Source organism: Candidatus Weimeria sp. HCP3S3_B5 (assembly GCF_052064335.1).
GTDB lineage: Bacteria > Bacillota > Clostridia > Lachnospirales > Lachnospiraceae > Weimeria.
Genome location: NZ_JBQHVU010000008.1, coordinates 17942 through 30885 on the forward strand (window position 1 = coordinate 17942; position 12944 = coordinate 30885).

The following is a 12944-nucleotide window of genomic DNA, read 5'->3' on the forward strand; positions in this document are numbered from 1 at the left end:
TTATATCGAGGTTTTAAGTATGGTTTACGTATTTGGCTCCCAGGTGATCTATTATCAGCACATTCCCGGAAAGGAGAATGCCGCCCCTCTGATCCTGCTTCATGGAAACGGTGAGGATCATCATATATTTGACACCCTCTGTGACTCCCTTGGAGAGGATTTCGACATCTATGCCCCTGACAGCAGGGGTCACGGTCTGTCTGCCTGTCCAAAAGAGCTCCACTATCAGGATATGGCAGATGATCTCTATCGCTTTATCACAGAGCTTGATATAAGGAAGCCTCTTATTGTCGGTTTCTCTGACGGAGGAATCACTGCTCTTATATTTGCCTCCACCTACTCTCATCTATGCAGCGGAATCATATGCTGCGGAGCCAATACATGCCCTAAGGGACTTACTGGCCAGGAACGTATGGCGATAAAGAAGGCAATGAAAAGAAAGCTGTCCTCTCACGGCAGCTCGGATACTGATATAGATACTGTATCAAGTCAGGTCTTTGCTGCAAGCGGAGCCTTGGAAAGACTTATGCTGACCGAGCCTGATATATCAGAGAAGATGCTTGGACAGATCTCTGTCCCAGTCCTGGTCCTGTCTGGAGAAAATGACCTGGTAAAAAAGTCTGATACAATGAAGATCTTCTCCTCCATACAAAAAAGTCAGCTCCGTATCCTCCCCGGGGAGAATCACGGAAGCTATGTGATCGGGTCTGACAGGCTTTCCTCCTTTATAAGAGACTTCTGGGCTATCTTTACTGATTGATCTTATGCTTAGGGATAAGCTTTTCTATCCCTCCCATATAAGGCCTTAAAACCTCCGGAATGCTTACTGTACCGTCAGCATTCAGATTGTTCTCAAGGAAGGCTATGAGCATTCTCGGAGGAGCTACTACTGTATTATTCAGTGTATTTGCAAAATACTTCCTGCCATCTGCAGCCTTTACCCTGATACCAAGTCTTCTGGCCTGAGCATCTCCTAAGTTGGAGCAGCTTCCTACCTCAAAATACTTCTTCTGTCTCGGGCTCCATGCTTCGACATCACAGCTCTTGACCTTTAGGTCTGCAAGATCTCCTGAGCAGCACTCCAGTGTACGTACAGGTATATCCATGCTGCGGAAAAGCTCTACCGTATAGCTCCAGAGCTTATTATACCAGTCCCAGGCCTCTTCAGGTCTGCAGACCACTATCATCTCCTGCTTTTCAAACTGATGGATACGATAGACTCCTCGCTCCTCTATTCCATGAGCTCCCTTTTCCTTACGGAAGCAAGGTGAATATGAGGTCATTGTATAAGGCAGCTTTTCCTCGTCATTTAAGGTGTCCTTATAGCGTCCTATCATAGAATGCTCTGAGGTACCGATCAGATAGAGATCCTCACCCTCGATCTTATACATCATCGCATCCATCTCATCGAAGCTCATGACTCCGTCAACGACAGCGGAATGGATCATATAAGGCGGGATGCAGTAGGTGAAGCCCTTGCCTATCATGAAATCCCTGGCATATGCGAGTACAGCCGAATGAAGTCTTGCTATATCTCCGAGCAGATAATAGAATCCGTTTCCAGCCACCTTGCCGGCAGCATCGAGATCTATGCCGTCGAAGCTTTCCATGATATCAGTATGATATGGAACAGGGAAGTCAGGAACGACCGGCTCACCAAATTTCTCTATCTCCTGATTGCAGGAGTCGTCAGGTCCTATAGGCACAGAAGGATCTATGATATTAGGGATCACCATCATATCATCCCTTACCTTCTTCTGATACTCCTTTTCCTTCTCTTCGAGCTCCGTAAGCCTTGCGGCATTGGCACTTACCATTGCCTTGGTCTTTTCAGCCTCGTCCTTCTTTCCTTCCTTCATCAGGATGCCTATCTGCTTTGAAAGACGGTTTCTCTCGGCACGGAGGTTATCAGCCTCACCCTTTGCCTCTCTTGAAAGAGCGTCATACTTTATAACTTCATCTACTAGCGGAAGCTTCTTGTCCTGGAACTTTTTCTTTATGTTCTCACGGACTGCATCCGGATTTTCTCTAAGAAACTTAATGTCAATCATAAATGCTCCTGATCAAAAAAACTTTCCTGATAATGGATACCTATCTGTGAGCTTCTGGATGATAGCTCTTGCAGCAGGAATTCCCTCTTCCTTTTCATCGATCACAGCAGCTATTGCCTCTGCTACCTGATCGAAATCATCCTCCTTAAGACCTCTTGTGGTTGCCGCAGGTGTTCCGAGACGGATTCCTGAGGTCACAAACGGGCTCTTAGGATCATTAGGAACAGTATTCTTGTTGGCTGTGATATGAGCCTCATCAAGCCATGCCTCAACCTCCTTGCCTGTAAGTCCCTTATTTATCAGGTCAACAAGCATCAGATGATTGTCCGTACCGCCAGAAACGATATCGATCCCCCTGCTCATAAGACCGTTTGACAGGGCCTTTGCATTTAGGATGATCTGGTGGGCATATTCCTTGAACTGCGGGCTTAATGCCTCTTTGAAGCAGACTGCCTTTGCTGCTATCACATGCATAAGAGGGCCACCCTGAATTCCCGGGAAGACTGCTTTATTAAGCTTGTACTTCTCGCTTGCCTCCTTTGTCGCAAGGATAAGTCCCCCTCTAGGTCCGCGAAGAGTCTTGTGGGTAGTAGTCGTCACAATATCTGCATATGGTACAGGAGACTGATGATAGCCTGTTGCCACAAGGCCTGCTATATGAGCCATATCTACCATAAGGACCGCCCCGACCTCGTGAGCTATCTCAGAAAATTTCTTGAAGTCAATAGCCCTTGCATAGGCACTTGCTCCGGCAATGATCATCTTTGGTCTGCATTCCTTTGCTATCTCCTCGACTCTTGTATAGTCAATGAAGCCCTGATCATTTACTCCGTAAGGAACAATATTGAAATATGTCCCTGAGAAATTAGCCGGTGATCCATGGGTCAGATGTCCGCCGTGATCAAGGCTCATTCCCATTATGGTATCACCAGGCTTGCATACAGCATATTCAACTGCCATATTTGCCTGAGCACCTGAATGAGGCTGGACATTTGCATACTCTGCTCCGAAGAGCTCCTTTGCTCTTTCTCTGGCCAGATCCTCTACTATATCGACCTTCTCACAGCCACCATAATATCTGTGTCCAGGGTAGCCTTCTGCATACTTGTTGGTAAGGATGCTTCCCATAGCGCTCATAACCGCAGGGCTTACCCAGTTCTCCGAGGCGATAAGCTCAATGTGGCTCTGCTGGCGGTCGAACTCCTCGCAGATAGCCTCTGCTACTTCAGGGTCTTCGTTTCTGATGTCGTCAATAGTGTACATGTTTCCTCCTGTAAAAAAAGGCCGGGACGGACCCGGCCTGGTCACTATACTATAGCACCATTATTATACTTGTCCGGCTTTACTACCGGTTTCTTCTTCTTTTTCCTTGCGTTTGGTCCCTGCTTCTGATCAGTCTCATCGCCTTTTCCTATATGGACTCTTGCCACATACCAGAGAGGAGTAGCTACGAAGATAGATGAGTAGGTACCGCAGATAACTCCTACGAGCAGAGGGAAGGCAAACTCCCTTATCGATGATACTCCAAGGATAAGGAGCATTATTATAGTAAGAGCTGTCGTAAACGATGTACTTAAGGATCTTGTCAGTGTCTCCGTCACAGATTTATCAGAGATGTCACTGAGTACAGCAGCTGTCTTCTGCTTGCTTGTATTGCGCAGATTCTCACGGATACGGTCGAATACCACGATCGTATCGTTTATCGAATATCCTACTATAGTAAGGATACAAGCCACAAAGGCTGAACCAACCGACAGCCTGAATACCGCATATACGCCAAGAGTGACCAGCACATCATGGCAGAGTGCCAGTACAGCTGATGTAGCAAATCTGACATCACGGAACCTGAACCAGATGTAGAAGAGAATCATGATAACAGAAACGATCACAGCTATAATAGAAGTACGTCTCATCTCTCCAGAGATGGTACCGCTTATGTTCTGTGTCTGTACGTCAGACTCCTTTACTCCGAAGCTCTTGTTCAGCAGGCTGTTAAGCTTTTCTCTCTCTGACAGATCAAGAGTACGTGTCTTGAAGATTATCTGGTTTCCTCCAGTCACCTTCTGACTCTGTACGTTTGCATCTCCTGTTACCTTCTCGATAACCGGCACTATCTTCTCATCAATCTGCTCGATAGAATAATTCTTTGAGAAGTTAACAGTGGTAGATGTACCGCCTGAGAACTCAAGTGAATAATTGAGAGCCTTTCCTGTCGAAGCCTTGTATCCGATCATTGAGATGACCCCGATAGCAATAAGTGTAAGAGATATACCGAAGAAGATTGCCTTTTTCCTGATAAGAGGCATAGTCCTTACATTCCAGAGATGGCCATAAATCTTTGCATCTGTACAGCCGAAGTTGTAGAAGGAGTTCATAAGACCTCTTGTGATAAAGAGGGCTGTAAACATGGACAGGCAGGTACCGAGTCCTAAAGTAATGGCAAAGCCCTTTACTGTTCCGGTTCCTATCACTCCTAAGACAAATGCGACGATAAGAGTCGTTATATTACCATCGAGGATGGCTGACAGCGCTCTCCTGAATCCTGTCTGCATAGCAGCCTTTACTGTACGGCCTGCTGCTATCTCTTCCTTTATTCTTGAGAAGATGATGACATTCGCATCGACTGCCATTCCTATACTTAAGATGATACCGGCTATACCCGGCAGGGTAAGAGTGATATCAAATACCTGAAGTATGCTTATAATAAGCTCTGTATAAAGAAGAAGGGCAAGTGAAGCCATTGCTCCAGGGAAGAGATAGGCTATGCACATGAAGATCATCACGAGCAGAAGTCCGATTCCTGCTGCCATAAGTGATGTCTTTAAGGCATTGGATCCAAGCTGGGCTCCTACTATCTCTGACTGGATCTCCTTAAGCTTGATATCGAGACCACCGATACGGATATATGAAGCAAGGTTCTGAGCCTCCTCTATATCCTTCATTCCGTTTATCACACAGTTACCGTCCGAGATCTCCTCGTTAACACTCGGTACTGATACAAAATTGCCATCATAGTAGATACCGATAGTATCATGGCTGTCTGCAGCTGCTTCCTTTGTCGCAGCCGCGAATGCGGATGCGCCCTCGCTCTTTAGCGAGATGGATACGACAGGCTCCTTATTTCCAGTATTATTGGAATCCTCGTAAACTGCCTGTGCGCTCTTTACCTCTGATCCGTCCAGAACGATTGAGCCGTTCTGCTTTAAGCTCTTGATAGTCACGCCGTCAGACAGCTTATACTGTCCGGTCTTCTGATCATAGGTGTAGTTCTCTTTGCCGCTTGAATCCTTGTGCTTTATGAAATATAGATCACCAGGTGTCCCAAGCTGCTCCAGAATCTTGTTGGCATCCTTTACTCCAGGGATCTCGACAGCGATTCTGTCGTCACCCATCTGGTATACATTAGCCTCTGTCGTGTTTGACTCGCTTCCCAGATCGTTCTCTATACGCTTCTGAAGCTTGTAGATAGTATCCTGGATCTGGGTTTTCGTAGCCTTGCCCTTTATCTGGTAAGTGATCGATGCTCCTCCTGCCAGATCAAGTCCCAGCTTCAGACTGTTCTTACCATCTTTTAAGGTATCCCTTATCACTGTAAGAGAAAAATACCCCAAGAGCACTACGACTGCAAGAAAGGCGCAAAAAAATGCGACTGATTTTCCCTTCTTCGGTTTCATTGTTGTTACACTCCTTGTTACATTTTAGGACGCTGTCAGGGCTGACAGTGCCTGATCTCATTCTCCTTTTTCCCTGTATGCTGCCTTAAGCATGATAGCACACTCTATCCTCTTCTTCTCAAGAGCACATCCTATCTCATAGACATCCCTCAGGTTGCCTGTGAAATTATAGGCGTTTGCGCTGCATCCGCCACTACAGTAGAACCTGGCAAAGCATTCACGGCACTTAGGGCGTGAATATACATTGCAGCCCTTGAATTCAGTCACTATATCGTCCCGGCTGATTCCATTATATACATCTCCGATACAGAAATCGGTCTTTCCGACGAACTGATGGCATGGATAGATTGAACCATCTGGAGTAACTGATACATACTCGGTACCTGAGCCGCAGCCACTTAGTCTCTTATAGACGCATGGGCCTCCCTCCAGATCTATCATGAAATGGAAGAAGTTGAATTCCTCCGGCGTGCCATGACGCTTTATCATCTCTCTAGATAGAATATCATACTGTTCACACAGAACAGGAATATCCTCCGTACGCAGCGAATATGGCGCTTCCCTTGGAGCCACTACCGGCTCAATGCTTATCTGCCTAAATCCCAGATCGGCCAGAGCAAGAATATCCTTGGCAAAATCGAGATTGTATCTCGTATATGTACCGCGGACATAATACTGCTTCCCCAGAGCCTCTCTCATGGCAGCAAACTTCTGATACTTAGGGACTATTATGTCCCATGTCGGATCGCCGTTATGGAAGGGTCTCATCCTGTCATGGATCTCTTTCCTTCCATCGATCGACATAACGACATTGTCCATTTCCTGATTGGCAAATTCCATTATCTCGTCATTCAGGAGTATACCGTTCGTCGTGAATGTGAAGCGGAAGTGCTTGCCTGCCTCCTTCTCTCTCTGTCTGCCGTAGGCAACAAGCTGCTTTACGACATCGAAGTTAAGAGTGGGCTCTCCTCCGAAGAAATCCACCTCGAGATTCCTTCTCTGTCCTGAATGTGAGATAAGAAAATCGAGAGCCGCCTTTCCGGTCTCAAAGCTCATAAGCTCCGCCTTTTTTCCGAAATAAAGGCCCTCGTCAGCAAAACAGTATTCACAGCTCAGATTACAGGCATGAGCCACATTAAGACACATAGCCTTAACAACCGTTGGCCGTCTGGTGTAATCTATCACTCTGTCCTGATATGGATCAGGTGTGAACAGAGCCTTCTGATCCTTAAGCTGGGTGATCTCGTCGTAGGCCTCCCTGATATCCTCCTCCGTCTCTTGCGGATATTTCCTGGCGATATCTGAGATGACCTCCTCCTTACTCTTCTGCTCATATTCACCTATCATATCATAGGTAGGATCATCAACTATATGGATGGCTCCTGAATTCACATCAAGGACAATGTCATATCCATTATTCTTGTAATGATGAATCAAATCATAAACCTCTGCAGTCGCTTAAATCATCTCTGTGCAGGATTCTCGCAGTGCTGGTTGCCTACTGTGCAGCTGGTCTTACATGCTGACTGGCATGAGGTCTGGCACTCACCGCATCCGCCGTGCTCAACTGTGTTCTGAAGTCTCTTTTCATTTAATGTCTCAATGTGTTTCATAAAAATATCCTTTCCTGAATAATTTTGTTTCTAAACATACTGTAAAACTATAACACAATTCAAAGGAAAATAAAAGTCTTTTATTTTTCTTTGACTGTTGCCTTTTCTACGCAGTATTCAAGGGCCTTGTTGACTCTGTATATCATCTGCAGATAGTCCTTTCCCTCTGTGGCAGTAGAGCCGTATTTCTTATAAACCTGCACAGCGTCCTGGCCATCTGTGGCAAGGGACTTTATATAGCTGTTGAAGCCGGTCTTATCGAGGCTTATTCCCTCCTTGTCAGCTATAGCTGTAAATACAAGCTCTGTCTTTACGTTTTTCTTTACTGTTTCCTTTATCTTCTTATCGAATTCCTCCTCTGTGGTTCCGTACTGCTTCAGAAAGGTCTTCCACTGCTTCTTTGTGATGCCGTTCTGGGTCATGTACTGGTCCTTCAGATTCTCTGTTCTTTTCGTCAGAAGACCCTTAGGATATCCGTTTACCCTGCAATTTTTAAGCACCGCCTTCATGACAAGCTGTCTTGTCTTTGATGTCTTTTCAGACTTGTTGTTTTCAGCAAGCTTCTTCTTTGCATAATCATAGAAGGCATCCTTTGTCTCCACATTGAAGTTCTTCTTTAAAAAAGCCTTATCCACACTATCAATATCAGCCTTCTTGCAGATATAGTTCACTGTGAACTGAAAGGTGACCTCCTTGCCGGCAAGATCCGTCGCCTGATAGTCCTTCGGGAAGGTGACTTTTGAATCAACCTTGCTTCCGACCTCAGCTCCGACAAGACCGTCGGTAAATCCATCTATATAACCCGTCCCACTTGATGCATCCTTATTTCCTGAGACATCTATCGTCACATCTGTAGCAGTACCGCCGTCAAAGGCCTTGCCGTCCTTCATTCCCTTATAATCAACGTTTACTATGGAATCCTTTTCAACCTTGGTCTTGGTTGAATCTTTTATAAACCCACCTGCATTTGAAATAAGCGTCTGCTCATAATCCTTTACAGCTGCGTCATCTGTCTTATAGGCTTTGGTGAGGCTTACCTCAACTCCCTTATAATCTCCCAGAGTCACATAATCAGCTGCCTTATATGTTCCGGTCGAAGCCTTCTTAGCCCCCTGTGTTTTCTTTCCTGCTCTGCTAGTACATCCGCCTGTGATCACCATTGCTACCGCAATGATCCCTGCTGCAATTCTTCTGTTCATATTAGTTCTCCTTTTCAAACAGTAAAGAATTCTACCATAATCCACCTGTTCTTTCAACTATAATGTCTTGATATCGGCAGGTTAAAATGATAGAATTATATTGTTTTGAAACTAATTCAAAGGAGTAATAAATCTATGCTTTATCCAAATTCAGTTCCTCTCTTCCTTGCTATCGGACCACTGGCGATCACCCTTATCGTTATTGCCGCTGTCCTCGTCGCAGCCACCATAGTCCTTGCGATCCTTGGCAAGAAGGCACAAAAAAGAGCCGACGAGCAGCAGGAGCAGATTGATGCCACTGCCCAGACCTACACTATGCTGATCATTGATAAGAAAAAGATGAGGATAACCGAAGCAGGGCTTCCTGCATCGGTTACAGCCAATACACCATGGTACTCGAAGCGGGCCAAGGCTCCTGTCGTAAAAGCCAAGGTCGGGCCAAAGGTAATGACCTTCATCTGCGACCCTGAGGTCTTCGATCTGATCCCTGTCCATAAGGAGGTAAAGGCCAGAGTCTCAGGTCTTTATATAAGCCGTGTCCAGGGTGCACACGGAACTCATATCACTCCTCCTGCCAAGGAGAAGAAGGGACCTCTGGCATGGGCCAGACGTAAGGTAAGGGAAGCCCAGAAGGAAAAGGCTAAGGAAAAGAAGAATTCAAAGAAGAAATAAGGAGTCCCTTCGGGGCTCTTTTTTTTTTTGCAAAACTGGTTGAGCTTGATTTATCATCTGAATTCCGTTATAATATTTTGTATACAGCATTCAAGAAAAAACAATCGCTAATTGGACTATTTTTGAAACAATGAAAGGAACCTGGTGAAATCAGTAATCGAAAGGGCTTATGCTAAAATAAATATAGGGCTCTCTATCACCGGGAGGCGTGATGATGGATATCATCTGCTTTCCATGGTAATGCAGACGGTGGGTCTGTATGATTCGATAGGGATCTACCGAACCAATGACAGATATGAGATATCTATGGATATGGATTATGCTGGTTCCCATCCCGAGGAAGAGATCACCTGCGACGAGAGCAATCTCTGTATCAGGGCAGCAAAACTGATCTGCTCTCTCCTGCCCGAGAGTCATGGATACTATATCCATCTGACCAAGAATATTCCAGTCGCTGCCGGTATGGCTGGCGGAAGCTCTGATGCCGCCGCTGTACTTCGCGGTATAAATGCTATCGAGGGTCATATCTTCTCCTCCGATCAGCTAAGGGCTATGTCTGTTTCCTTAGGTGCCGATGTTCCCTACTGTATCGACGGAGGCCTGTGTCTCTGCGAAGGTATCGGAGAGAAGATCACTCCGATCGATGCATCACTAAAGACGCATATCCTGCTTGCAAAGCCACCATGCGGAGTTTCAACCCCAGCTGCATACAAATGGTTCGACTGCCATCCCGATTCCGCAGGCGGCGATATAAATGCTGTGATCGATTCTATCAGAAAAGGTGATATGAAAGGCATCAGGGATAATATCCACAATGACCTTGAGGATGCTGCCAGGCACCTTGTCCCTTCTATCCCAGATATAGAAGAGATAATGGAGGAAAAGGGCGCGATTCTCTCAAGAGTCACAGGAAGCGGACCTACCGTATTTGGCTTCTTCTCATCTGAGGAGGAGAGAAGTGCTGCCTCATCCGAGATAAAGAGCAAGGGACTGTGTACGGATATTTTTTCAGTGGAGGCACTGACACCCGACTATGCCCATAAGGCAGAGCGGAAATAGAAAGGTTTATATATGGAACTTAAAATGGATTCAAATTCTGACCTTCCACTCAGGGATAATGTTTTCAATGCTCTAAGAGACGCCATACTGATGGGTGAGCTGGCTCCGGGTGAGCGGCTGATGGAGATACATCTGGCCAATAAACTGGGCGTTTCCCGTACTCCTATCAGGGAGGCTATCAGGATGCTCGAACAGGAGGGCCTGGCTGTCACCATCCCGAGAAAGGGTGCACAGGTAGCGAAGATGACCGAGAAGGATCTTCTCGATGTCCTCGAAATCAGGGATGCTCTTGATGAGCTGGCCGTATCCGATGCCTGCGAGAGAATGACATCAGAGGATTTCAGAAAGCTGGAGGATGCCATGCATGACTTCGTCGAGGTGACCAGGGCAAAGGATGTAAGGGCCATAGTTGAGGCTGATGAGGCCTTTCACAATGTGATCTATGAAGCCACCGGCAATCCGAAGCTGATGAACATCATACAGAATCTGAAGGAGCAGATGTACCGCTATAGATATGAGTACATCAAGCAGGACAAGGATTACTCCGATCTCGTAACAGATCATTCCAAGATTCTCGATGGTCTCAGGAGAAAGGATGTGAACTACGTCCGTTCCGTAATGCATGAGCATCTGCAGAACCAGGTTGACTCTGTCAAGAAGGTAATCCAGGAACAGAATGAGGATTCATAATGTCTTATGAAGTAAAGATCCACCTGAAATACGTCCAGAAGTCCAAAGACATGGCCGATATCAATCATACGGATACAAGCGGCCGTCTGTCTGTCTCCTCGGGAAGCAGATTTCTCCTGAGATTTGATACCACAGATGAGAATGGCGTGACCTCCACCTCCGTAAAGTCCACCGACGGGAAGCGGATCACCGTTATAAGAAAAGGAATCTCTAATACAAAAATGGAGTTCGATGTTGATACACCGACTCCATTTCTTTATGCTACGCCTATAGGGACTCTCGAATTCATGCTCAGGACCGGTGAGATCAGTCTGATACTTGACGAAGCTCCATCGCTTTCTCTTGTAATGCGATATAAGCTTTATAATAATGGCGATATGGTCTCTGAGAACAGGATTGAGATAACTGCGGTATGATTTTTCAGAAAAGGCTTTACGAAACTGAGTTCCGGAACGATAATTATTATAACAAGGATGTTAATTAAGTGAAAGAATGTCAAGGAGGTTTTTATGGATTCAACACAGATCACTGCTGTTGGTAGCGGCAGCGCATATACACAGGCCGCTGCAGCAGCAAAGAGCACGGATGCCGTTACTGATACCAGGACTGCTGATGATGCCTCGAAGAAGGCAGGATTTTCTGATACCGCTGCCACCTATGAGAAGTCTAAGGTGACAGGCTCCACGTACAATACCAGGGTATTCACATCAGAGGAGCAGAGAACCGCATTCATCAGCCAGATGAAGTCTGATATGGAGTCAAGGCAGAAGAGCCTGATGGATATAGTCAATAAGACGATCCAGGGTCAGGGAAATGCCATCAGCAATGCCGATGATATGTGGAAGTTCCTCGCAAGCGGCAATTTCACTGTAGATGCAGCCAATAAGGCCCAGGCCCAGAAGGATATCGCAGATGACGGCTACTGGGGTGTCAGCCAGACCTCAGACCGTATCGTTGACTTCGCAAAGGCCCTCAGTGGCGGAGATTCAGCCAAGGCTGACAAGATGATCGAGGCCATCCAGAAAGGCTTTAAAAAGGCAACAAAGTCATGGGGCAAGACTCTTCCGGATATCTCCCAGAAGACCTATGATGCAGTCATGGACAAGATGAACAAATGGAAAAACGGAAAAGAAACCACTTCCACAGATAACGCTTCTAAAGACAAGACCACGCAGTCAGCAAAGACAGAGGCCTGAATACAGTCAGGACGTTTTTCAGGAGTCACCAGATGGTGGCTCCTTTTTCATACAGATTTCATTTTACATTGTACACAATCTATTATATAATATCCTTATTTACGATAAGGAGAAGATTATCATGAATAATGTATGGCAGGTTGTGGTTGATTCATTCCCACAGCTATTATCACGCGGACTTCTGATGACAATTCCGCTGACACTCATATCTTTTGCAATAGCGCTTGTGATTGCAGTTGTTGTGGCACTTGTGCAGTTCGCTCGCATTCCTGTTCTAAGGCAGATCTGCCGCTTCTATATATGGGTCATCAGGGGCACACCTTTACTTGTACAACTGTACGTTATCTTTTTCGGACTGCCTTCAATAGGCGTAAATATCGATGCATTCCCGGCGGCGGTGCTTGTTTTTTCAATAAACGAAGGAGCCTATGCTGCTGAGACTATCCGTGGTGCACTCGAGTCAGTGCCATCCGGACAGATGGAGGCCGGCAGATGCGTCGGAATGAGCTATGTCCAGATCATGTGGCATGTACTTCTGCCGCAGACATTCAGAACAGCATTCCCAGCCCTCGGAAATGAGCTGATATCAATGGTCAAGGATACTTCTCTTGCTGCCAATATCACTGTCACAGAGATGTTCTTCCAGGCCCAGAGAATCGCTGGACGTACATATCAGACAATGGCTCTCTACCTCGAGGTAGCAGTGATCTATCTGATTTTCTCAACCGTTCTGTCACTGCTTCAGAGATTCGGCGAGAAGAAGCTTTCAGTTTATGGTAAAAGGTGAAGC

At 46.1% G+C, this 12944-nt stretch carries 13 protein-coding genes; 7 read left to right on the forward strand and 6 right to left on the reverse strand.

Features of this window, described 5'->3' with window-relative positions; translation table 11 throughout:
- Window positions 1-19 precede the first annotated feature (19 nt).
- Entirely contained in the window at window positions 20-760 is a 741-nt protein-coding gene (locus ACTNCK_RS05380) for an alpha/beta fold hydrolase (protein WP_441081436.1), read from the forward strand.
- On the opposite strand, the gene serS is transcribed toward ACTNCK_RS05380, so the two are convergent.
- The 6 genes from serS to ACTNCK_RS05410 all read right to left on the reverse strand — a co-directional run bounded on the left by serS (window position 750) and on the right by ACTNCK_RS05410 (window position 8537).
- The gene (gene serS / locus ACTNCK_RS05385; protein WP_441081437.1) at window positions 750-2051 is read right to left on the reverse strand and encodes a serine--tRNA ligase; all 1302 of its coding nucleotides are present in this window, start codon (window positions 2049-2051) and stop codon (window positions 750-752) included. The genes ACTNCK_RS05380 and serS overlap by 11 nt on opposite strands.
- Window positions 2052-2063: 12 nt before the next feature.
- Window positions 2064-3314, reverse strand: coding sequence for a serine hydroxymethyltransferase (glyA, locus tag ACTNCK_RS05390; RefSeq protein WP_441081438.1), 1251 nt, complete (start codon window positions 3312-3314; stop codon window positions 2064-2066).
- Window positions 3315-3358: 44 nt separating this feature from the next.
- Window positions 3359-5725 (reverse strand): protein translocase subunit SecD, encoded by a 2367-nt coding sequence (gene secD / locus ACTNCK_RS05395; protein ID WP_441081440.1) that lies wholly within the window; start codon window positions 5723-5725, stop codon window positions 3359-3361.
- Window positions 5726-5782: 57 nt separating this feature from the next.
- On the reverse strand, window positions 5783-7162 hold the full coding sequence (gene scfB, locus ACTNCK_RS05400) for a thioether cross-link-forming SCIFF peptide maturase (protein WP_441081442.1): 1380 nt from the start codon (window positions 7160-7162) through the stop codon (window positions 5783-5785).
- A 26-nt stretch (window positions 7163-7188) separates the two neighbouring features.
- Window positions 7189-7338: a six-cysteine ranthipeptide SCIFF gene (scfA, locus tag ACTNCK_RS05405; protein ID WP_441081444.1), complete on the reverse strand. Its 150-nt coding sequence runs from the start codon at window positions 7336-7338 to the stop codon at window positions 7189-7191.
- An 80-nt stretch (window positions 7339-7418) separates the two neighbouring features.
- Entirely contained in the window at window positions 7419-8537 is a 1119-nt protein-coding gene (locus tag ACTNCK_RS05410; protein ID WP_441081446.1) for a trigger factor, read from the reverse strand.
- A 171-nt stretch (window positions 8538-8708) separates the two neighbouring features.
- Between ACTNCK_RS05410 and ACTNCK_RS05415 the strand changes: the two genes are divergently transcribed.
- The 6 genes from ACTNCK_RS05415 to ACTNCK_RS05440 all read left to right on the forward strand — a co-directional run bounded on the left by ACTNCK_RS05415 (window position 8709) and on the right by ACTNCK_RS05440 (window position 12941).
- The gene (locus ACTNCK_RS05415; protein WP_441081559.1) at window positions 8709-9209 is read left to right on the forward strand and encodes a hypothetical protein; all 501 of its coding nucleotides are present in this window, start codon (window positions 8709-8711) and stop codon (window positions 9207-9209) included.
- 144 nt (window positions 9210-9353) lie between these two features.
- On the forward strand, window positions 9354-10268 hold the full coding sequence (locus ACTNCK_RS05420) for a 4-(cytidine 5'-diphospho)-2-C-methyl-D-erythritol kinase (RefSeq protein ID WP_441081448.1): 915 nt from the start codon (window positions 9354-9356) through the stop codon (window positions 10266-10268).
- Window positions 10269-10280: 12 nt separating this feature from the next.
- Window positions 10281-10958, forward strand: a complete 678-nt coding sequence (locus tag ACTNCK_RS05425) for a GntR family transcriptional regulator (RefSeq protein ID WP_441081450.1) — start codon at window positions 10281-10283, stop codon at window positions 10956-10958.
- Entirely contained in the window at window positions 10958-11374 is a 417-nt protein-coding gene (locus ACTNCK_RS05430; RefSeq protein WP_441081451.1) for a DUF1934 family protein, read from the forward strand. Before ACTNCK_RS05425 ends, ACTNCK_RS05430 begins: the two co-directional genes overlap by 1 nt.
- A 93-nt stretch (window positions 11375-11467) precedes the next feature.
- Complete coding sequence (locus tag ACTNCK_RS05435) at window positions 11468-12154, forward strand: hypothetical protein (protein ID WP_441081452.1); 687 nt, start codon at window positions 11468-11470, stop codon at window positions 12152-12154.
- A 121-nt stretch (window positions 12155-12275) separates the two neighbouring features.
- Window positions 12276-12941 (forward strand): amino acid ABC transporter permease, encoded by a 666-nt coding sequence (locus ACTNCK_RS05440; protein WP_441081454.1) that lies wholly within the window; start codon window positions 12276-12278, stop codon window positions 12939-12941.
- Window positions 12942-12944: the final 3 nt, after the last annotated feature.